Annotated in this window: 20 protein-coding genes; 9 read left to right on the top strand and 11 right to left on the bottom strand. The window is 64.7% G+C overall.

The annotated features are described in order from the left end of the window. Nucleotide 1: 1 nt before the first annotated feature. The 6 genes from QFZ46_RS13760 to QFZ46_RS13735 form a co-directional block, all read right to left on the bottom strand. On the bottom strand, nt 2-1213 hold the full coding sequence (locus tag QFZ46_RS13760) for a polysaccharide pyruvyl transferase family protein (protein WP_307362435.1): 1212 nt from the start codon (nt 1211-1213) through the stop codon (nt 2-4). After that, on the bottom strand, nt 1210-1920 hold the full coding sequence (locus QFZ46_RS13755; protein WP_307362432.1) for an HAD family hydrolase: 711 nt from the start codon (nt 1918-1920) through the stop codon (nt 1210-1212). The genes QFZ46_RS13760 and QFZ46_RS13755 overlap by 4 nt, the downstream gene beginning before the upstream one ends. Continuing rightward, on the bottom strand, nt 1913-2902 hold the full coding sequence (locus QFZ46_RS13750) for an ATP-grasp domain-containing protein (RefSeq protein WP_373457650.1): 990 nt from the start codon (nt 2900-2902) through the stop codon (nt 1913-1915). The genes QFZ46_RS13755 and QFZ46_RS13750 overlap by 8 nt, the downstream gene beginning before the upstream one ends. A 5-nt stretch (nt 2903-2907) precedes the next feature. After that, on the bottom strand, nt 2908-4023 hold the full coding sequence (locus tag QFZ46_RS13745) for a DegT/DnrJ/EryC1/StrS family aminotransferase (protein ID WP_307362428.1): 1116 nt from the start codon (nt 4021-4023) through the stop codon (nt 2908-2910). A 14-nt stretch (nt 4024-4037) separates the two neighbouring features. Then, complete coding sequence (locus QFZ46_RS13740; protein ID WP_307362426.1) at nt 4038-5909, bottom strand: polysaccharide biosynthesis protein; 1872 nt, start codon at nt 5907-5909, stop codon at nt 4038-4040. 161 nt (nt 5910-6070) lie between these two features. Continuing rightward, a complete protein-coding gene (locus tag QFZ46_RS13735) occupies nt 6071-7222 on the bottom strand; it encodes a hypothetical protein (RefSeq protein WP_307362423.1) in 1152 nt (383 codons plus the stop codon). A 108-nt stretch (nt 7223-7330) separates the two neighbouring features. Here QFZ46_RS13735 and QFZ46_RS13730 point away from each other — a divergent pair, with 108 nt between their 5' ends. Together QFZ46_RS13730 and QFZ46_RS13725 are read left to right on the top strand one after the other, a co-directional pair. Beyond that, a complete protein-coding gene (locus QFZ46_RS13730) occupies nt 7331-8686 on the top strand; it encodes a polysaccharide biosynthesis tyrosine autokinase (RefSeq protein WP_307362421.1) in 1356 nt (451 codons plus the stop codon). 117 nt (nt 8687-8803) lie between these two features. After that, nucleotides 8804-10243, top strand: coding sequence for a polysaccharide biosynthesis tyrosine autokinase (locus QFZ46_RS13725; protein WP_307362419.1), 1440 nt, complete (start codon nt 8804-8806; stop codon nt 10241-10243). A 32-nt stretch (nt 10244-10275) separates the two neighbouring features. Here the strand turns inward: QFZ46_RS13725 and QFZ46_RS13720 are convergent, their stop codons facing one another. After that, entirely contained in the window at nt 10276-11325 is a 1050-nt protein-coding gene (locus QFZ46_RS13720) for an acyltransferase family protein (protein ID WP_307362417.1), read from the bottom strand. 205 nt (nt 11326-11530) lie between these two features. Continuing rightward, nucleotides 11531-13342 (bottom strand): sigma-70 family RNA polymerase sigma factor, encoded by a 1812-nt coding sequence (locus tag QFZ46_RS13715; protein ID WP_307362415.1) that lies wholly within the window; start codon nt 13340-13342, stop codon nt 11531-11533. Nucleotides 13343-13668: 326 nt separating this feature from the next. Here QFZ46_RS13715 and QFZ46_RS13710 point away from each other — a divergent pair, with 326 nt between their 5' ends. Continuing rightward, the gene (locus QFZ46_RS13710; RefSeq protein WP_307362413.1) at nt 13669-14403 is read left to right on the top strand and encodes a hypothetical protein; all 735 of its coding nucleotides are present in this window, start codon (nt 13669-13671) and stop codon (nt 14401-14403) included. A 59-nt stretch (nt 14404-14462) separates the two neighbouring features. Here the strand turns inward: QFZ46_RS13710 and QFZ46_RS13705 are convergent, their stop codons facing one another. Together QFZ46_RS13705 and QFZ46_RS13700 are read right to left on the bottom strand one after the other, a co-directional pair. Further along, nucleotides 14463-15032 (bottom strand): hypothetical protein, encoded by a 570-nt coding sequence (locus QFZ46_RS13705; protein WP_307362412.1) that lies wholly within the window; start codon nt 15030-15032, stop codon nt 14463-14465. A gap of 191 nt (nt 15033-15223) precedes the next feature. After that, the gene (locus QFZ46_RS13700; RefSeq protein WP_307362410.1) at nt 15224-15934 is read right to left on the bottom strand and encodes a helix-turn-helix transcriptional regulator; all 711 of its coding nucleotides are present in this window, start codon (nt 15932-15934) and stop codon (nt 15224-15226) included. Nucleotides 15935-16403: 469 nt separating this feature from the next. Between QFZ46_RS13700 and QFZ46_RS13695 the strand changes: the two genes are divergently transcribed. Next, nucleotides 16404-16634, top strand: a complete 231-nt coding sequence (locus QFZ46_RS13695) for a hypothetical protein (protein WP_307362408.1) — start codon at nt 16404-16406, stop codon at nt 16632-16634. After that, nucleotides 16631-17587: a helix-turn-helix domain-containing protein gene (locus tag QFZ46_RS13690; RefSeq protein ID WP_307362406.1), complete on the top strand. Its 957-nt coding sequence runs from the start codon at nt 16631-16633 to the stop codon at nt 17585-17587. The genes QFZ46_RS13695 and QFZ46_RS13690 overlap by 4 nt, the downstream gene beginning before the upstream one ends. A 2-nt stretch (nt 17588-17589) precedes the next feature. Here QFZ46_RS13690 and QFZ46_RS13685 read toward each other — a convergent pair whose 3' ends face one another. Next, nucleotides 17590-18033, bottom strand: coding sequence for a GtrA family protein (locus QFZ46_RS13685; RefSeq protein ID WP_307362404.1), 444 nt, complete (start codon nt 18031-18033; stop codon nt 17590-17592). 57 nt (nt 18034-18090) lie between these two features. On the opposite strand from QFZ46_RS13685, the gene QFZ46_RS13680 reads away from it, so the two are divergent. From QFZ46_RS13680 to QFZ46_RS13665, 4 genes are all read left to right on the top strand, one after another. Then, nucleotides 18091-18873, top strand: a complete 783-nt coding sequence (locus QFZ46_RS13680; protein ID WP_307362401.1) for a glycosyltransferase family 2 protein — start codon at nt 18091-18093, stop codon at nt 18871-18873. Nucleotide 18874: 1 nt separating this feature from the next. After that, nucleotides 18875-20386, top strand: coding sequence for a hypothetical protein (locus QFZ46_RS13675; RefSeq protein WP_307362400.1), 1512 nt, complete (start codon nt 18875-18877; stop codon nt 20384-20386). A gap of 113 nt (nt 20387-20499) precedes the next feature. Next, nucleotides 20500-21216: a signal peptidase I gene (lepB, locus tag QFZ46_RS13670; RefSeq protein ID WP_307362398.1), complete on the top strand. Its 717-nt coding sequence runs from the start codon at nt 20500-20502 to the stop codon at nt 21214-21216. An 87-nt stretch (nt 21217-21303) separates the two neighbouring features. Next, nucleotides 21304-21795 (top strand): hypothetical protein, encoded by a 492-nt coding sequence (locus QFZ46_RS13665; RefSeq protein ID WP_307362396.1) that lies wholly within the window; start codon nt 21304-21306, stop codon nt 21793-21795. Nucleotides 21796-21881 lie beyond the last annotated feature (86 nt).

The following is a 21881-nucleotide window of genomic DNA, read 5'->3' as shown; positions in this document are numbered from 1 at the left end:
GTCAGTTGGCTCCCTTGAGGTATGTCTCACGTGCCGCGCGCAACTTCGTACCTGTACGAGGGAAGGCAGCGGAATGATTTTCGCGCTGGCGTCGTGTGATCCCTTCGAAGTCGTCGACGACGGCGTTCAGTCCCTCGACATAATCCATGAAGAAGTAATCTCGTAGATCGTGAGGCTGTCCCTCCAGGACGCCCTCGAGCGCGCCCACGTTCTTGCCGTAGTAATACTGCTTGTCCCCAAGCACGTCCTTGAGCACGCTGACGAACGGCGTCCCCACGGAGAGCGCGAGTATCACCGCGTGGTATCTGCTGGAAATGACCAGCTCCGCGTCGCGTACGAGCGCGACGGCGTCTTCGATCGGCAGATAGCCGCGTTCAGTGATGTCGAACATTTCGACGCCGTCGAGGCGCTCCGCAAGGAGTCGTCCCTGGTCGACCCCGCCGTGGCCCACGTTGAACGGGACGAAAACGACCCGAAGCTCATGGTCATTCGCCATCCGCTGCACGAACCGCTCAAAATGGGCGAGGTTGTCTGCGATGAAATCAGTCGGAAGATAGGTCTCAATCACGACGTATCTGTCGGTCTGCGGTTCCCGCGTCGGCGCGAGTCTTTCGTCGATGAAGAGCAGATCATCAGGCAGCGTATGGATCTGTTCGGGGTGAACGCCAGCCTGGTTCAACCAATGCGGTGAGAGAATCGTGTCCCGTGCGCCGAATCGGGCATTCGGCAACGATCCGAAGAAGCTCGCAAAGAACTCCGTGTCGCCGCGGAAGGGCCCATAACCGTTTGCAGTGAATACGACCGGAACGTTCATCGTTGCCGCAACGAGTGCTGGCGCGATGATCTGGACCAACCGCTCAATACGATGTGGCTGCGTCCATAGCGAATTGAAGTAGCCACCGCCGTTGACGTACAACGTGTCCATGCCTGCGACTGCGGCAGTGACTTCATCGATGTTCTCGATCTCGCGCAGGATCTCCATCGGGGTCAGAAAGCGAGTATCTCGTCCGCTGGAGAATGCACCTCGACGCAATTTGACCTCAACGAGCCGGACCTGGCGGTCCTCGAAGTAGTCGTCACGAATCTTCTCGACGAACGGCCTGTCATATACGAAGATCGTGGTGTCCTGCGCATCGAGCGCGTACACATTGTTGACGAGCATCGCGTAGTCGCCGAAGTTGACGTCCGAGTACGGGCCTGTGAATCCGATCACTGCGGCAGTGTTCCTTTCTCTCGACGGGGCTGATTGCCCGCCGCATGTCGTGCTGTCGCACCGGTCGTGGGGAAGGCCGAAATCGTCTCGTCTACGACGACCGCGTCATCGACGACGTAGTGCAGACCGAGCGGCCTGCGAACGCGGACAGTTCGCCAACCCAGCTGATGAGGCGCGTTGAAGTCCTTCATCGGATTGTCGCCGAAATAAACGAACTCGATACCCGGACCAGGGAACCTGGATTCGATGAGACGGAACGCGTTCTCACTGGGTTTCGTCCACCCCTGGCCGTGCTCGCCGGTCACAACGATGTTGTCGAGAACGTCGTCGATTCCCAGAGCGTGGAGTTTTCGCCACTGCCCCTCGGCATGCCCGTCCGTGATCACACCGGTTCCGACTGCGTCGTCGGGAAGATTCTGCAGATAGGACAGCGCATCGGGCTGGAGTTCGATCGCAGGATCATGGTTGCGGTACTCCTCGATGAAGACTCGAGTCGCGTCGGTGGGCAGCGCGAAGTGCGCGGCCACTAGGTCGAAGGTGTTTCCGCGCGTACCCCGCTCGAACAGCGACCAGGCATGCTCGCCGATACCGTCAATCCCGTAGCGGTCTCGAGAAACATCGCCGATGTGCATGAACCCGCTGCGAACATAGTCCCGCTCGAGGTAAAGCGTGTCATCGAGATCGAAAACATAGACCCGATCACCCATCGATGCTCCGCACATCGAATCCCGACACGATCACCTCGGTGTCGTAGCGCAGAAGCAGCGTGCCCGCTTCCCATTTCAGCTCCTCGACGTGCTCGCCTCGTCCGTCTCGGAGGAGAGCATCGAAGAAGTTCGCACCCGCAAGGTGGGCGAGCGGGTAACCGCCACCGAATCGCGGGTTTATCTCGATGATGTTGATTTCACCACCCGCTGGGTCGTAGAACACCTGCACGTTGAGCGCACCATATGCGCCCGGTAGCTGGTTTGCGACCTTGCGTGCCACGTCGATCACCGCCGGATAGTCGACGGTGACTCCCTTCGAGACCTCGCCGCCGCGTACCTCAATGCGTCGACGCGGAACGATGGCGAGCACACGCCCACTCAGTCCGACCGCGAAGTCGACGGTCACCTCGAACCCGGGGGCCTTCGACTGCACGATGTAGCTCTCATCGAGGCCCTCTAGGTCCAGCAACTCGATCGAGTCCGCGATCACGACGCCGATACCGGAGGAGCCCGAGCGCGGCTTCGCGACCACGGGGCCTGTAAGCGATCCCTCTGGCAGATCGGTCACCTCGAAGGTGTCGACCGTGGGAAGGCCGCGTTCCCTCAGCCACCTGTACAAGGACCATTTGTCCCAGCCCAGGCGAGTCACCTCAGGAGACGACACCCAGATGTCGATGCCCTGCTGCGAAAACACGTCGCGATGGTTCGCGTAAACCTCGATCTCGGGATCGATCGTCGGAATGATCACGCCGACGTTGTGTTCCACGGCGATCGCCAAAGTCCGCGATATGAACTCAGGATCTCTGACGGGCGGAACCTGCTCGAACTCATCAGCCAAGCGTCCTGCTGCGGAAAGCAGCGACACGTCGGTCGCGACCACTCGAGACCGCTCAACATGCAAGGGCTGCTGCTGCAGGAGCGTCACCAACGATCCTCGGCGCCCAGCACTCGACAGCAGCCAGGCTGACTTATCGTTGTCCACTCTCGTCACCGGCCCGACAGGAAGCCGCGGATCGTCGTGAGCACACGCTCACGTTGTTCACCGCTGAGCGCCGAGCCGCTGGGCAGCGTCAGGCCCCGCTCGAAAAGCGACTCCGACGTGCCATCTATCTCCCCGCGGGATGATTCGAACACAGGCTGTTTGTGCATCGGCTTCCACAGGGGGCGGCTCTCGATGTTCGACGCAGAGAGAACCTCGGTCAGGTCGTGCGGTGTCCAGCCCGTGGTCGACTCATCGACGACGATCGACGTCAGCCAGACATTGTCGTCTTCGTCGCCCGCGGCTCCAAAGACCTCGACCCCGTCGACGTTGGCAAACAGTTGCTTGTAGAGCTCGCGCATCTCACGACGCTTCGCGATCATCTCGTCGAGACGAGACAGCTGTGCGCGTCCGAGCGCCGCCAGCAGATTGCTCATGCGGTAGTTGTACCCGATGTCCGTGTGCTCATAGTGAACGACAGGTTGCCGAGCCTGAGTCGCCAGGTAACGCACATGCTTCGCGAACGATTCGTCGTCGGTGAGCAGCATCCCTCCGCCCGACGTGGTCATGATCTTGTTGCCGTTGAACGAGACGATCGATGCGCGACCGAAGCTGCCCGCAGCCTTGCTGGCGTGCGTAGCCCCGAGCGACTCGGCAGCATCCGAGAGCACCGGTACATCGAACTCGTCAGCAATCGCAAGAATCGATGTGTAGTCGACGGCTTTGCCCAGCAGGTCTACGGGAACGATCGCGGCAACGGTCTCGTTCGCCGCTCGCAGCGAGACGAGCGCTTCGCGCAGCAGCGCGGGATCCATGTTTCCGGTCGACGGATCGGCGTCGATGAAATAAGGTTCAGCGCCCGTGTAGACGATGGCATTGGTCGTGGCCGCGAACGTCATGGTCGATGTCACCACGACGTCGCCGGGCTTGACGCCCAACGTCAATAGCCCGAGGTGCAGAGCAGCAGTACCGGAGCTGAGTGCGACACCGTGCGCTACCCCGACTCGCGCGGCGAGTTCGCGTTCGAACGCGTCGACGTCGGGGCCGAGCGGAGCGATCCACCCGGAGCGCATGGCGGCGAGGACCGCGTCTTCCTCGAGCTGCCCGACGTCGGGGGAAGACATGTAGATTCGTTCGCTCACTTCGGGTTCTCCGTGTTGGTCAAGCGCACTGGCTCGATGATGGCGGTGTCGTTGTTTCGTGGCTCCGAGACCATGCGTGCTTCCCAGCCCGCCTTGTCCAGCCGCTCGGGCGAGATCGGGTCAGCCGTCGTATGCGAGACCTTGGGATGGAACGGCCTCTCGAGATCTTCGCGGGTACCCACCAGTACCTCATGCAGTTTCTCACCGTGACGAAGGCCGGTGAACACGATCTCGATGCTCTTGCCCGACATCGCGATCATGCGCTTGGCGACTTCGAGGATCGATACCGGCTCGCCCATGTCGAGGATGAGAACCTCTCCCGTGCGCCCGATGCCGCCGGCCTGGATCACGAGCTGGCAGGCTTCAGGGATCGTCATGAAGTACCGCGTCACATCCGGGTGCGTGACTGTCAACGGCCCCCCGGCCTCGATCAACGCCTTGAACGTCGGAAGCATGGATCCGCGGCTGCCGATCACGTTGCCGAAGCGCACCGACAGGTAACGCATTCCGGTCTGCTCCCCCGCCCAGGCCGTGAGCTTCTCCGCGACGCGCTTGGAATGCCCCAGCACGCTGGTCGGGTTCGCCGCCTTATCGGTCGAGATGTTGACGAATGTGTCAACGCCGACTGCCTGAGCGGCCTGAAGCACGTTGAGCGTGCCGAGCACATTGGTCTTCCAGGCCTCATCCGGATACTGCTCGAGCATCGGCAGATGCTTCAGCGCCGCGGCGTGGAACACGACCTCGGGGCGACGGGCAGCGAAGATCTCGTTGAGAGTCTCGCTCTCCCGAATATCTGCAAGTACGACATCCTTGGTATCGAGAAGCCCATGGCCGGACGTGCCCAACTGCGCCAGCTGCAGACCGGTCTCGTCGCGATCGAGCATGATGAGTTCGCTCGGGCCGTACTTCGCCAACTGCCGGCACAGTTCAGAGCCGATTGAACCCCCGGCGCCGGTGATGAGCACACGTCGACCGGTGACGTACCCCGCGATGAGCTCCACGTTGGTGTCGACGGGGTGACGGCCGATGAGGTCTTCGATGCTGATGTCGCGCACGTCGGCGGCCGACTCTTCCCCGCTCACCAGATTCGAAAGTGTGGGGGTCACCGAGACGGTCAGTCCCGCTGACGCTGCGGCATCAGTGAGGCGCCGAAGAAGCGCACTGTCGGCACGGCCGATCGCGATGACGGCCGCTTTTGCGCCCGTGCGCTCGGCTGCTTCGGCGATCTGGCTCGTGCGACCGATCACGGGCACGCCGCGCAGCCGCAGGTTCTTCTTCGCCGGGTCGTCATCGAGGATGCCGACAGCGCGGATAGGAGAGGTGGGATCGGTCGTGATGTTGTGGAGAAGGGTGTCGCCCAGATAACCGGCGCCGATGATCAGAGCCGGCGCGGCAGCGTCACCTGGCTTGCGGTTGCGTTCGAGCATTAGCCGGGCCAGGTAGCGCACGCCGAACATCATCAGCAGCACGAAGGGGAACGCGAGGATGACCGTACCGCGGGGGACGTTGACCAGAGGGCCGATTGTCATGACGATCACGGCCAAGACGAACGCCTGCGCCGTAACGGCCAACCCGAGAGTGCGCACCTCTTCGAAAGACCCGTACGTGAAGCGGCCACGGTAGAAGGCGAGGAAGTAGCCCACGCCGACCTGCAGTCCGGCGGCGATGACCGCCAGCACGAGCGTCGCGATCCAGCCAGTAGCTGACGGCTCGAATTCGAAACGCAACACGACTGCGGCCAGGATGCCGACGACCCAGGCCAGACTGTCAACAATGGCCGCGGCCATGCGCCGCCGACGCTGCGCGACAGACACGATCGTGATCGATCCGGTGTCCGTGTGCACGATGCTGTTCTCTGCTGACTTCACTCTTTATTGCCCTCCGACGAATGCAGCAGTCACTGCGGCGCAAACAGCTAGTCCCCCGGGTACGTTCAGCTGATTGCTAATTCGATTCCATCGTGGCACAGAACCCGGCCCCGTCGTTGCACGCTTCCCTGCATTACACGCGCCATCTTTGTACGCGCCGATCAACCGTCGACCAGCCCGCCTCCTCCAAGCGGATCTGTGCCAGGCTCCGTCGCGGGATCGGTCGGTGCCGGCTCCGGTTCCGGTTCTGGCTCCACGGGATCCGGCACAGGTGCCGGTGTCACCGGTCGCTGATTGTTCTGCGAGCGTTCGCGTTCTCGTTGCTCGAGCTCACGCACACGCAGGTCGTCTTCACGCAAAGCGACCACCGCGTCACGGAAGGCTGTCAGGGCCGCAGCGCCGGAGGCTCCGCTCAGCGGAGTCGCGTTCGCGGTCGCCGCCGCCGCGGTGACGGCATCCCGCAGTTCCTGGCCAGCTACCGGATGCGCTTCGTTCTCGGCCGCGGCATACGCGGTGAGGCTCGTCGCGAATGTCGTGAGCTGATTGGCGTAGGTAGTGTTCAGATTGTCCACTGCAGTCCGGGCGGTGCGAATTGCGTCGGACACTTCGTCCACCGCGGTCGAGGCCCCCTGCACCTCATTGATCGCATCGGCAACGCTCGCGAGCGACTTCTCATCGACATTGCCACGTTCATACGGCGCCGGCGCAGGCGGAACCACGGCCTGCTCAAGCGCTGCACGATAGCCGTCGACCGCCTGAACTGCGGTCGCAAGAGCCGCCGGGTCGGCAGTCTCCCTACGCTCGTCGCTCGCTGCCAGCTCTGTCAGTGCGGTGCGGATCAGGGCAGAGTCCGAGAGCCCCGTCACGATGCTCTCTTCGAGGCGCGTCGCCGACGTCGCGACCGAGTTCTCCGCCGCGGCAAGTACCTCTTCATCTGCCGCGAGCACCTCAACCGCATCAGCTGACGGGTCGGCACTCGCCATCTGCACGCCCGTGAACACAGCGGTCGCGGCGACCACCACGACAGCGGCACTCGCCGCGACCGTGTTGACCCAGTCGATGCGACGATGCCGGCGCGGCTTCTTGAGCTTCGCGCTCTTCGGGGCATCGACGTACATGGCGGTCGGAGAGCTGTTCACCACCGCCGAGTCGACCAGATTCACAAGCTTCACGGCATCCGCGCCGGCGCTGCGGGTTCGCGTCTCTTCACGAGGGCGACCGACCAGCGCCTCCAGCAGGGGGTCAGCACGTGCCGAATCATCCGCCGCGCGGGCGGGCAGATCGAGATCGGGGATCTCGTTGCTCGGAGACATGGACTCACCGTTCTGGAATGCGTGTGCGCGCCGGTGGCGGCGGCGACGTGGACTAACCTCTGAAAGGATACCCGGCGGCCGCCGACAACGTATGGAGAGTGGAGCGCGATGACCGTGCAGGACTATGTGCGCCTTCTGCGGCGCAATCTCGTCCTCATCATCTCGCTGACCCTCATTGGTCTCTGCATCGGAGTGCTCGTCGCGCTCACGACGCCGACCAGATACAGCACGTCGGCGCAGCTGCTCGTCTCGGCCCAGACCGCCGACGGCGCGACCCCGGCCGACCTGAATCTCGCACGCGGCTACGCGCAGCAGGCGGTCACGAGCTACATCGACATCATCCCGAGCTCGCTCGTGCTGCAGCCGGTGATCGATGACCTCGGGCTCGATACCACCGTCGCGCAGCTGTCGTCGCGCGTGAGCGTCTCGGCGGCCACGGCCAGCACGGCGATCACTCTCACTGTCACGCATCCGAACCCCGGTCAGGCCGCGCGCCTCGCCAACGCGATCGGCGAGAGCTTCGCCACCGTCGTCGCCGAGGATCTGGAACGCCCCGTCGACACTAGGCCCAGCATCGTCCGCATCGACACGCTCGAAGCAGCATCCGTGCCGGTGTCGCCCTCTGCGCCGAATATTCCGCTCACGGTGACCCTCGGTGCGCTGCTCGGGCTCGCTGTCGGTGTTGGCGCCGCTGTGCTGCGCTCGGTGCTCGACACCCGCGTGCGCACGATCGACGACGTCGAACGTGCCGTGTCAGCTCCGATACTGGGCGGCATCGCACTCGACCCGTTGGCGAAGAGCCGCCCCCTATTGGTCGCCGCCGCGGGGCGCGACCCTCGCGCCGAGGCATTCCGGTCGCTGCGCACGAACGTCAAATTCCTCGCCCTCGACGGCGACCCGATGGCACTGGTGATCACGAGCGCCGGCCCCGGCGAGGGAAAGTCGACCACCGCAGCCAACCTGGCGATCGCATTCGCCGAGTCCGGTTCACGGGTCGCACTCATCGACGCCGACCTGCGACTGCCGCGCATCGCCGACTACTTCGCGATCGAGGGCGGTGTCGGGCTGACCGAGGTGCTCATCGGACGGCTCACCGCCAGTGATGCGCTTCAGCACTGGGGTCGCGGCGCGCTGTTCGTGCTGCCTGCCGGCACCATCCCGCCGAACCCGGCAGAACTTCTCGGGTCGTCGGCAATGACCTCGCTGCTCAATGATCTGAAGGCCGCCTTCGACGTCATCATCCTCGACGCGCCGCCGGTGGGACTCGTCACGGATGCTGCGGTGCTGGCCCGGTTGACGCAAGGAGCCATCCTCGTCGCAGCATCCGGAAAGACGCGCAGCAACCGCCTCAGCGAGGCGGAGGCCACCATCGAGAAGGTCGGGGCGCAGGTCGTCGGTACCGTGGCGACGATGCTGCCCACCAAGGGTGCGGACCGCACGGCGTATGGAGTGTACGGCGCGTAGCGCGCCGGTGCGGGGAGCAACACCCACGTCGTGGAGCCGTGACGCCGCAGAGGCCTGTGGAACAATGACTGAAGCTTTCGTAAGAACCTGACAATCAACGCAAGGGAACCAGACCGCGTGGAACTTCGCGATTACGTACGCATCCTGCACAAGAACTGGATCATCATTCTCGTGCTGCTGCTCGTCGGCCTCGCCGGTGGTGCCGCGTACGCCTTCACCCAGGCGCCGAAGTACGTGGCGTCGACACAGCTCTATGTGTCCGTGCGCACCGAGGGCGCCGCGACCGGCGACCTCGTGCAGGGAACGACCTTCGCGCGTCAGATGGTCACCAGCTACGTCGATGTCATCGGCACGGCGATCGTGCTCGACCCAGTCATCGACGAACTCGGGCTCGACACCTCGGCGTCCGCGCTCGCATCGCGCATCACGGCGACCACTGCGCTCAACACAGTGCTGATCGACATCACCGTCACCGACACGGATCCTGAACTCGCCGCGAAGATCGCCGATCAGACGGCGGCGAGCTTCGCCGACGTGGTGCAGACCGACCTGGAACGCCCGGATGCCGAGGGCGGCGCCAGCCCCGTGCAGATCACCATCACCGACCCCGCTGCTGTGCCCACCAATCCGTCCAGCCCGAACATTCCCCTGTTCATCGTGCTGGGTGGGCTGCTAGGCCTCGCCGCAGGTATCTCATTCGCGGTACTGCGCACTGTGCTAGACACACGCATCCATACGCTGCACGATCTCGAGCTCATCACCGACAAACCCATGCTCGGCGGGATCGCCTACGACCCCGACGCGCAGAAGCGCCCGCTTATCGTGCACGTCGATCCTCGCAGCCCACGGGCCGAATCGTTCCGCTCGCTGCGCACGAATCTGCAGTTCCTCGACATCGACAACGCCTCGCGCACGTTCGTCATCTCGAGCGCCGGCCCTGGCGAGGGAAAGTCGACCACGACCGCGAACCTCGCGATCGCTCTCGCCGAGACGGGTGCGCGCGTGGCCTTGATCGACGGTGACCTCAGGCTCCCCCGTGTCGCCGACTACATGGGCGTCGAAGGCGGCGTGGGCCTCACCAACGTGCTCATCGGCCAGGTCGAGATCTCAGACGCACTTCAGAAGTGGGGAACGAACGAGCTCTACGTGCTCGCCAGCGGTCCAGTGCCGCCCAACCCGAGCGAGATGCTCGGGTCGACGGCCATGGACCGCCTGCTGGGGCCGTTGGAAGAGTACTTCGACTACATCCTCATCGACGCTCCCCCGCTGCTGCTCGTCACCGACGCGGCGGTCATCGGCAAGAAGACACGTGGCGTCATCCTCACGGCGGCATCGGGCAAGACCAAGAAGCCCGAGCTCTCCGGAGCGATCCGCACGCTCGAGACCGCCGGCGTGAACCTGCTCGGAGTCGTCGTGACCATGCTGCCGACCAAGGGCCCGGACAGCTATGGCTACGGCTCATACACGTACGGTGCGAAGACCGATCACGGTCAGGATCCCATCCAGCTGACGCAGGCGGAAGCGAAGCCGAAGAGACGCGCTCGGGTCAAGGCCTGAGGTCAGCCTTTCGAACTCTCTGACGGCGCTGCTCAGCGCGACCGGCGACGTTTGGGGCGGCCGGTCACCCATCCCAGTACCCATTCCACGGGGCCTGGGCCGACGAACCGCCACCACAGCCAGCCGACGATCAACGGCAGCACGACGACGCTGAGCCAGCCGAGCGGTGAGTTCTGCTCGGGTCGCCCGTTGAGAGCGTGCGCCCACCAGGCGATGATTCCGACGTGCAGCAGGTACAGGCTCAGTGCCACCTGGCCCCACGCGCTCAGCGGTGCGAACACGGCATCTCTGATTCGGGCCGCGCCTTTGAGGCGCATCTCGGCGATGAGGACGACCACGACATACGTCGCGAAGACGAGCCCGACGTCGCGCAGCGTGTCGAGGTAGTCCCCCGACTTCACATCCGCCACGAGAAATCGTCCGCCGACCATGCTGGCCAGGTAGGCGATCGGCGCGACGATCGCCATGGTCCAGAGCACTCGATCACAACGGATGCCGTGGCGCAGCAGGATCGCGCCCAGCAGGAAGAACGGCAGCAGGTTGACGAGCCGATACGACGGACCGAGCGCCACCCAGTTCGCCACTTCGATCACCGGTGTCGGCTGCGAGTAGATCCACGCCGCGCCCCGCGCCCACTCGAGGACCGGCTGACTGGCGACAGCGATCACAGCGGTGACGATGATCAGCGCGCGGGTGCCGAGAAGCAGCAGCGGCGCACCGACGAGCAGGAGCAGACCGAGGTACTGGAGAACGACCGCGACCCAGCTTCCCCACGTCATCATCCACACGCCGAGCGCGATCAGTGCGACACCGCGCAGCGACTGCTGCAAGATGGTGCGCCCGACACCGCCCTTGCGGTTCCACACGATCTGCGCGGCCATGCCCATCACCAGCGCGAACAGCGGCGAGGCGAGAGCGTTGATGTTGCCCATCACGAACGCCAGCGCGCGCGGCACATCCGGGATCATCGGCACCGCGTGCGCGATCAGCATCGCGACAATAGCCACTCCGCGAAGAACATCGGGGACGACGAGCCGCTTGACGCGTGAGCGGAGTGGGGCGTCGCGGGTCTCAAGATGCATGCTCGCCATTATGCCGAAGGCGCGACCTGGTCTGCTGTTGTTCGGTGCAACTCCCTACTCGCCCCCCGGCTTCATCGTCGAAGCGGAGCGGCCGCTTCGACGATGGCGTAGAGAGTTGCACCGATGGGTGCGCCAGCCGGGGAGAACGACTTAGCGACATACCCATCTAGAAGGAGAACGAAAGACGCGAGAGGTGACGTCTCTGCTACGGGTCGGTGAGGTCAAAACTCATATCTTCGGGGTCGGGACCCCACGGACCCCAGATGACGTCCGGGTCATACACGTCAACGACGTCTTCGAATGCCGGACCCCAGAAGCCGTCGGCATCGTACGCGCTGAACGAGAAGTAGTACCAGCCCGGTGCGTGCATCCGCAGGCGCTTCACGGTGTAGCCGGTCGCGTCGAGCTCGACCATCGCGAAGTCACCGGTCATCGAGGAGACCTGGACGACACCGTTCGGCGGTCCGGTGATGGCGATCACGATCCCTGTGGTCGATGCTTCGTCCACATGCATGTCTTCTTCGCCAGTGGTGTTCTCGAGCCCCTCGACCACGATGGGCAGGATAGTGAAGGTGCCTGTCACCGCGGGCGACTGCGAGGTCTCATCGAACGCCCAGACTCTGTACTCGTGCGGTCCCGTGCCAGACACCAGGTCGCGAGGATCGAAACTCCACGACCCGTCCTCGGTCGAAGCAGCGGTGTACTGACGGCCGCCGTACTCGACGGCGACTGTCGATCCTGGTTTCGCCGTGCCCGTGATCACCGGGGCGTAGTACCCGGTGTACTGCCGAGGCGTGGCGATCTCGGGGGTCAGTGAGTTCGCTGGATCATCGGGGCCCGGCGGAGGAACCTCCGACGGCTTCGGCGTCGCCGGCTGCACCGGGAACTCGAACGTCGGGTCGGAAGTCAAGTCGATCGACTCGATCGTCGGATCCGTGTTCCACCGCCCCAGCACGGGCGGAGCAGGGATGATCGTCGGATCTTCGGGCACCCTCGTCGGATCATCGAGTACCAATGCACTTTCGCGAAGCAGTTCGAGGATGTTCTCCGGAGAAGGGTCGCTACTGACCGAACTCGAGGATGCCGGGGCGGCAACGACCTCGGCCGGTGGCCCCGTGAGCCATGTGCTGAAGATGACCCCACTGATCGTCAGCGCGCTGAGACCCGTCACTATGACGCCGGCGCCGATCGCCGCCGTGGACCCGCCCAGGAATGCGAAAGTCGCCACCGCAGAACTCGTTGGCACCAACGCCGCAGCCGCCGGCAGAGCCGTCCCCAACGCACCGAACCCGGCCGCCGCCAAGGTGGTGTTCTCCAGGCGCACGGCCGCACCGCGCATTCCATGAAGCAGATCGCTGCACACATCGCACGACGCAACATGGGCAAGAACCTCGGCACTCACGACTTCATCGGCAGGGTTCGAGAGATGCGCGGGGAGCAGCCGCGCGACATGGCTCTCATCCTCGCGCAGTGCAAGAGGTATCTGTCGTGTGAGCCAGTTCGTCTTCAGCCCGGCTCTGGCACGTCGCTGGAGCGCGGATACCGCGTTCGGTTTGATCCCCAGCTCCTCAGCGATCTGCGGCCGGCCGACCTCCGCGACCTCGGCGAGCCACAGTACGCGCTGCCACCGTTCGGGCAGTTCTTGAAAAGCCGAAAGCAACTCTGACGCAGCGGATGCCGTCTCGACGACACTGAGCGCGTCACGATGATCGATCTGCTCGACATCGACCGCGTCCACGACCTGGCTCGCATCCTTCGACCAGCGGATCGCCGTGTTCCGCATCACAGCTTTCAGATAGGAGCGGAACGCGAACTGCGGCCCCTTGGGAGTCGTCGTCACCTGCTGATAGATCGCCAGGAACGACTCCGACACGAGGTCCTCGGCGCGCGAAGGGGACAGCCGCCCCGCATATCGGAGCGCTGCGTTCACATGCCGGGTCCACAACGCCACATACGCGTCGCGCTCACCGCCCCGCAACGCGCTGAGCAGCTCGGCATCACTACGAACATCATCCACGAATCTCCCCCAGAAACGTGTCTGCGCCCATCGAGGACGGGCGATCGCAACACCCCGTCAGCTCGCCGCGAGCAGCAAACGTTGACTCTAGAAAGAAGTCTGCCCTGAATCAGTGGTGACGGGAAACCTCAGAAAAAATCTTGCGCGGAATGTGCGCAATGGCGTCACCTCCTATGAGCTCCCGACTCCTTACGAGTGTTGGTTGTATTTCATCTATCAAATGGGAGAGAACTATGCAGGACACTCAATCGGCTTCCGGGCCGGGACACCTCGCGTCCGCCAGCGACGTCGGAACGCCGGAGAAGCGCGGAATACCAAGGCGGACGGTGGTGAAGGGAGCCGCCTGGTCGCTTCCTGTCATCGCTGCCGCGATCTCGACGCCGCTGGCCGCAGCCTCCACGGCAGCCTGCTCCGCCAGCCTCACCACGAGCACGGCCACCTACGCGCGCCTCAGTACGACTGCCTCCGTGTTCACCTGGACCGACGTCTTCGGGGACGGCAAGGATCTGACACTCACGCTTGCCGCTGTCCATAACGGCGTGTCGAACATGACGATCAATTCGACGAACAACCTCACCCTGGATAGTTCCCTGCGCGGAGGAGAGACAGAGCCCAGCGTGTGGTTGGCGCTCGACACGGCCGATCTTCGCAATATCGGCGGAGGTGAACGGGTGACGTTCAGTTTCGCACTCGATGGCGCACCGGTGACGGTCAATGACCTGACCTACAAGATCAAAGACGTGGACGGCATGCTCGCCCAGGATGGTCGTGGAGGCGCGGAGCGCGTCTCGGTCTCCAGCGGCACTGGCGCCTACAATTCCGCGTGGATTCAGGGTGCGGGAACCGGAGTCGACCCGTGGAGGCTGAACACCAGCGTGCCGACCGTCGAGGTCGCGAACGGCAGCTCCGATGGAAATGTCAGCGTCACCGCCACCGCGATCAGCGCTTTCGATCTCACCTTCATCGCCAACAACTCCGGCCGTGCCATAGGAGAAAGGCCGCCCCAGAACATCTGGATCGGACCGCTCGTGTTCACCGCGGTGAATCCGGCCTGCATCTGATGACGGCAACGGCCTGGTCCCGGTGGGATACCGGAACCAGGCCGTTGCGAACCTGCTCGTCAGGCCGGATAGCTCGCTGACGCCGCCACAGCGAGATTGTCGTTGATGTTCGCTGCCGACACCGCCACTGTGCCCTGAATCGGATTGCGGGGCGTCGGCACACCCTGAACGAAGGTGCCGGAGTACTTCGCAGGAGGCATCGCTATGACCGTGTCGGACTTCACCGTGACCGAGTCGCTGGTGAACCTGACCTCCCAGGTGCCGGACGAGTCGACATCGACGAATGCGACGGTCCAGACCGCGCCACCGTAGGCGATGACCTCGCCCTGTGCGAACGCCGTACCGTCTGGCTTCACTATCGCACCGGTCGACCAGGGGCCGGTCAGCCGATACGAAGCCGTCAACGCGCCGGTCGACCATTCACCAACGACGTTCGAGATCTGGATACCCGACGTCGAGAACTGTCCTGAAGCGGTGCCCGAGGCGCCGTCAGCACTGATGCCGCCGCCCACAAGCGCTGCAATGGTCGCCTGCGACGCGCTGGCGGCCGCCAGCGGTGCCGCGACAGCTGCAGCGATGACCGGTACTGACCAGGCTGCGGCCTTGACGGTCGTACGACGGCTGATCATCGGCGTTACTTTCTGCGGGACGTCCGATTCTTGGGATGACGATGTCATCTGTGTTCCTTCCCAGGCTTGATACCGCAGTTGCGGTCGATTCAATCCAATCGATCGGGCGGGAGCCCTAAGGACTTGGCGCCTGCAGACGTCGTTCTGGGTATGGAGGATGTCGTTTCAGGTATGAGCGAGGTCGTCGACGCTCATGCAGCCCGCTCAGGCTTCAGCAGCTCTGGATCGTTCCTGTTCCCGCTCCCAAGAGATCGTGCCGCACGCGTCGGCGAGACATGGCCTTCCGCCGCCATCGCCCGCGCAAGGCTCGAGCCGCTGCTGAAGCCCACCATTTCGGCGACCCGATCGATGCTCAGCACGTCGCGCTTCTGGTCGCGCAGAACGGCGATTGCCTGTTCAACGCGCGCTCGGCGGAGCTCACGCCCGATCGTCGTTCCGCGTTCGCGGAAGACCCGCTGCAGCTGCCGCAACGACAACCTCACGTCCTGTGCGACGGCGGCAGGAGTCAATAGGGGATCAGAACACCGTACGACGATCACAGCGAGTGCATCGGTGAACGGCTGCGGATGACCTAGGGCCAGCGCCGGACGGTTGGTCTCGATCAGCAATCCGACGAACATCTCCTGCAACAGGTGCTCGAAATGATAGGCGCTGAATCCATTGAGGTCGGGGTCGACTGCATCTCCCGCACGCACGATGAAGTCGACGACCGGCGCCAGCAACGGACTTTCGGTCAGTCGCCATGCAGCGCTCGCAGGCAGCGGAAGGCCCCGCGCTGCCGCAGCAGGAATCACCAGAGTCGTCACCGTCGTACGGCTTTGCGCGACAGCATCCGCCGGTTGCTGCGTCACGAATACCGAACCAGCGGTGAGGAGTATGGATCCGGTCGTCGCTGCTTTCACGACCAGTTCGCCCGAACGCACGAGGTGCAGACCCAGAACCGGTTCCCGAGTGAAGGCTTCTGAGTGCAGCTTCGCTGCGGAGCCACGCGCGATGTCCCTTTTCAGTATGCGTACCGACCCGAAAACTGCGGCGCGCGTGAGTTGGCGCGCAGGTGCGATCCCCAAAACTGTCCCCAATCAATGTCCCCGATCCACATGCACAGCGGATCGATCAGCACCCCCGTGCCGACTTCGAGCGTTCAAGAGCATCGACCGCGGCGCATGGGTTCCCGACCTTCCCCACGGGCGACTCGACGTGGCCTGAACGGCCTTCAGGAAGAAGGAGTCGAAATGCAGACAGAAGTGTCGTGGGAGCAGTGAGGCGGATCGGAAGCAGGTCGGCATCACTTATGACGATCAATCGACTCCTTCTCTTATAGACGTCTGCCGCTCAACTGTCAGCCGTCCGATCGCACATCGGGAGAGACGAATGGATCGCCAGGTACAAGACCGTCAGACCTTTCGGGGCGGGCTGCACGCCTCTCCCCCGCCCGGCACGTCCAAAGCCGATCGCCGTCGGCGACGTCGACAGGAACGCCGGCTGGCGCGCCATTACCGAAGCGAGAGCCGCTTCGTGACCCGACTCAAACAGCTCGCAGTCGGGGTGATCCTCACCGCGGGGTCTCTTCTGCTGGTCTACGCGTTCTTCATCTACAAGTGAGCGGGACGAGAAGCCAGACCGCAACGCGGGCACTGAGCCCCGAAGGTCACGGCACCGCAGTTCTGCACCTTGACTCGGCGCGCGACATCAACGTTCGAGACCTTGTGCCGCACGGCATCCGCGTCGATGGGATGAATACGTTGCGGATTCGAAAGCATGCGATCGACGACATCGTGCTCCTTTCGCTAAGAGGCACCGCGAGCACTGAGTTGTCGATCGAAACGCACTCCAAGCATCCCGATGACGCGCTCTTCCTGTTCGTCACGAGCAGGGGATTCAGCCGTCGGCCCTGGCAAGAGGTCGAACCGCAGAGCACTCTCATACTCGCGCCGAGCGGGGCGAACGTGAAGCTGACTTGCGGCGGGCGCTGGGACGTGATCGTCGCCCTGTCACCGCGTGCATCAATCGAGACCATGGTCGAGTCGCTACCGACGAAACCGCGAACGTATCCTGATCGACGAGTACTCGATCGAAGCATGCAACGGTTTGTCGAAGAGCTGCTGGATGCCGATACGGCGCCGACGAGCATAGAAAGGTACGCGATCGCACAGCTGTTGGCCGAGATGAGCGGTGCCATCCTGCTCGACCGATTCGGCTTGGCCGGGCAGGAGCATCGAGATACTCCAGTCACCCGCGCGATCGCGCTGATCTCGCAGCAGTGCACCGACCCTGACCTCACTCCTGCCGTTGTGGCGCACGCTGTCCACACCTCTCTGCGGCTGCTTCAGATTGGATTCGCCGAGGAGGGCAAGACGATCGCGAGCGAGATCCGGTGGCAGAGAGCCCGGGTGGCCCGCGCCCTGCTCACGGACAGTCGGCACTCCCACCTCAGCGTGACCGAGATCATGGAACGCGCCGGGTTCCGCACAGCCATGAGCATGCGACGCGCCCTCGACCAGGAGTACGGGGCGACGCCGCGAACGCTGCGGCGGCAACCGTCGATGAACGGGTGAGGTCAGCTCGTCGGAGCAACCCGGAAAACCACCTTGTGGTAGAGCACGAACCGGATCAGCACCACGATCACGATGCTGATGAGGTTCACGACGTTGAGCGCGAGCGCGCCGGTCGCGTGACCCACGATGGCCTCCAGTGCCACGACGCCCAGCCAGACGAGGGCGGCACCCAGCAGCGTGCACGCCAGGTTCACTCCCACGAACAGCACCAGCTCCGAGACGCGTCCGCGCCGATCGCGGTGACGGAACGCCCACTCCCGGTTGCCGATGTATGCGTTCACGAGTGCGACGAGCGAAGCGACGATCTTCGAGAGCACCGGGTCCCAGCCCCAGACGAACACGAGCAGGTTGAACACCGCGATCTCGATGACCGTGCTGAGCGCACCGACCACGAGGAAACGGCTTCCCACGCCCACAAGGCGGCGCAGACGGGCAGGGATCTTCACTCGACTAGGCTACTTCGTGCGCGTACTCTCGCCGCACACGCCCGCCGAGGAACCTCTTTGACCTTCTCCCATCTCGCCATCGTCATGCCGGCATACAACGAAGCCGAAGGCATCCGGGGCTTCGTCGACGAGATCCGCGAGCACGTCTCACCGCTCGCCGCCCATGTCTCGTTCGTCATCGCCGACGACCGCTCGACCGACGACACCGCGCACGTCTTCGACGATGTGGCAGACGTGGACGTGCAGACCCAGTCGGCCAACCGCGGCCACGGCCCCACTGCTCTGGCTGCATACCGCGCAGGGCTGGCATCCGATCCTGATCTGCTCGTGCACGTCGACGGCGACGGCCAGTTCCTCGGCGCCGACTTCGTGCGTCTCATCGCAGCCGCGGAGTCCACCGGAGCCGATGTCGTGCACGGCGTGCGCGACGGCCGCACCGATCCTTGGTACCGGCAGGTGCTCACCGGCGCCGTCGGACTGCTCATCGCCGCAGCATCCGGTCGCCGCATTCCCGACGTCAACACTCCCCTGCGCGCCTACCGCCCCGCCGCACTGAGCGCCTTGGTGGATGCCGTGCCCGCCGACGCGAGCGTGCCGCACGTGCACTTCTCGCTCGCCGAAGCCCGCGGCGGCTTCACCGTTCGCTACGTGCGTGTGGCCAGCATCCCGCGCCGTGGCGAATCGACCAGCGGCACCATGTGGGGTCGCGCGGCCGGGGTTCGGCTGCCTCCCAAGCGCCTGCGGCAGTTCGCCGTCGCGGCCCTGCAGGAGGTCTGGACTCTGTCCCTGCGTCCATCGGCGCCGCTGCGCAGCATCCGACGACCAGGATCCGCCGACTGATATGACCAGGGCGCGTTCCGTCGTCTTCTGGGTGCTGGCCGCAGCCCTGCTGGTCGGGCACGTGCTCGTCGCCTGGCAGAGCCTCACCGTTTGGCGGTTCTGGGAAGACGAGGCCTTCAACCTCACGGTGCCGCGCAATCTGCTCGCCGGTCTCGGCTATGCCAGCGACGGCGCCCTCTCCGGATCGATCATCACCCTGTTCGACGCGCGCATATCGACCGGCCCTGCCGTGCTGCTGCCGGTCGCCGCTCTGCTCGCCACCGGAATCGACCCGGTGCTCGCGGCACGCCTGGTGCCTCTTGCCTACTGGATACTGCTGCTCGCCGGTCTCTGGGTGCTCGGACGCCGCATCGGCGGACGCTGGGCAGCCCTCGTCGCGGTCGCAACGCCCCTCGCATTCACGACATCGGCCGGCGTATCGCCCATCCAGGGGCCGGCCGACCTGCTCGGTGAGATTCCCGCGGCGGCGCTGCTCGTCTGGGCGCTCGTCGTGCTGCCACGACGTGCGTGGCTCGCGGGGCTGCTGGTCGGACTCGCCGTGCAGGCGAAACTCATCGTTCTGCTCGCGCTACCCGCATTCGCCGTCGCGCTCTTCCTGCTCTCTCCCGGCTCTGGTTGGGCGCGCGTAGGCGCTTTCGTACGCCGCTCTTGGGTGCCGCTGCTCTTCGTGGCGCTGCCGACGTTCCTGTTCGAGCTCGCCGCGCTGCTGACGTTCGGCTTCGGCGGATTCATCGAGCACCTGCGCGCGCTGCGCGACTTCGTACGCAGCGGTGGACAGCTCGGCGAACCGACCACGATCGCGCAGAAGCTCACGACGCTCGCGGAGTCGTGGTCGGTACCGGTGTGGGTTGCGGTGATCGTCGCGGCGGTCTCTGTCGTGCTGATCGTCGGAGGGCTGTGGATTTCGCGCAGGGTGCCGGATGCCGTGTCGGATGCGGGGTCGGTGTCGGATACGGGTGGTTCAGCCTCGCCAGGCGCGAGCTCGCGTTCGTCCAGCGCCGTGCTGTACATCGCGACGGCCGCCGTCGGCGGACTCGCCTTCGTCGCGTGGTGGGCAACCGCATCGCACCTGCCGCTGTGGGTACGGCATCCGGCTCCTGGCGTGTTCGCGTTCTTCCCTATCCTCGCGGCCGGCGCGGTGTGGGGAGCTCAGCAGATGCTGCGCGTGCAGCACCTTCGCATCGTGTCTGTGGTCGCTGCATCCGTCATCGCGCTCGGCGTGGGTGCGGGAGCTGCCGTGCACGCGGTCGCTGCGACTCAGCCGCCGTGGCTCACGCTCGAGACACAGCGCGCCGCCGTCGCGCCACTGAAGGAATGGGTCGAGGAGAACGACGTCGAATGGCTCGCCGCGGAGCCGTGGGGTGCGGCAGTCGCTCCGATCGTGCTCATCGGCGCGCACGTGGGTCTGTTCGACGCCGCGTCCATGACGGACGTGCCGCGCCTCACCGGGATGGAGTGCGCCACCGAGGTCTTCGTAGACGGCGGCATGTTCCAGATCTGCGCTGCACCGTAGCGCAGACGTACGCTATCGCCGGGCGAGGCGTGCCCGGCTCGCAGAGTCCGTGAAAGCGCGCCGCGGCATCCGTTCGTCAGCGCGACGCAGCATGCGCCCGGTAACGTGGGGCTGTGACGACCGACGCTCCCGCCGCTTCCGCACCCCGGCCGATCTGGCGACGAATCGTCGGCAGCACCTGGTTTCACCTGATCGCCGCGTTCGTCGTCGCAGGGCTGCTGCTGACCTTCGTCGCGAAACCGTATCTGGTGCCTTCCGCGTCGATGGAGTCGACCCTGCAGCCCGGCGATCGGCTCATGGTCAATCGGCTCGCCTACGTCGGATCAGAGCCGGCGACAGGCGACATCATCGTCTTCGATGCCGACGAGACCTGGGGCACGCACGCCACTGAGTCCGAACCCTGGTGGAAGGCTGCGGCCCGATGGGTCGGTGAGGTCACCGGCTTCGGCCCGTCCGGTCCCCACACGCTCGTGAAGCGGGTGATAGCCGGGCCAGGACAGGTCGTGGAGTGCTGCACCGCATCCGGCGCTATCACCGTCGACGGCGTCGCACTCGACGAGACGTATCTGGGGTCAGATTTCCCTTTCGAGGCCGGAACACTCGACTGTACGACGGAGCCGGCATCGCTGCGCTGTTTCGACGCGGTGACGGTACCCCCCGGGTCGTATCTCGTGCTCGGCGACAACCGTGCCAATTCTTCGGACTCGGCGGCTCATTGCCGCGGTGCGCCGGATGCGGACGATTCGTGCTGGCGTTGGGCGACGCGCGACGACGTCGTGGGCAAGGTCAGCCTGATCCTCTGGCCGATCGGGCGCTGGGGCGCACTGTAGGGGCAACCGCTCAGGCTCGGTGCCACCGCCGGCCGCTTCCGTTTCACGTCTCTACCCGCGGGTCGCACGCGCGAGTACTCTGAGCGCATGACCGACGCGCTGGCGGGTTGGAGCGATTTCAACGTCGCGATGGCGGGCGCGAGCGCAGCCCTCGCGGGCCTCGTGATCGTCGCCGCGAGCGTGAACATCGACAAGATCATCAAGGCCGGCACGCTCACAGCGCGGCTGGGCGCTGCGATCGCTTCACTCGTGCTGGCTCTCGTCGCATCCGCCGTCGGGCTCGTCCCACGAGTCGACCCGACCTGGTATGGAATCGTCGTTCTCGTCGGTGCCCTCACCGCCGGTGTGTTCCAATTCCACGCGACCCGCGTGATCATGGTCGACTCGGAATCGCAACAGCACGGGCGCGTCGCGAAGGCGGTGCTCGGGTGGCTACCGGTCGCCGGGTACATCGCGGCGGGAGTCGCGTTGGCGCTGGGGAGTTCGAGCGGACTCGTCCTCGCCGCAGCCGGGTGCCTGCTGGCGATCGTCACGGCGATCGTGGTGTCGTGGGTCGTCCTCGTCGAAGTACTGCGGTGAGTTCTCGACAGAGTCGCGACGGAGTCCTCCGCCGAGCCGTCAGAGGCTGAAAGAAGAGTTTCCGGGCATTCCGGAAGCTCGGGAGC

Origin of the sequence: Microbacterium murale, assembly GCF_030815955.1 — a bacterium.
Taxonomy (GTDB): Bacteria; Actinomycetota; Actinomycetes; order Actinomycetales; family Microbacteriaceae; genus Microbacterium; species Microbacterium murale_A.
This window is presented reverse-complemented; position numbering and strand designations above follow the sequence as displayed.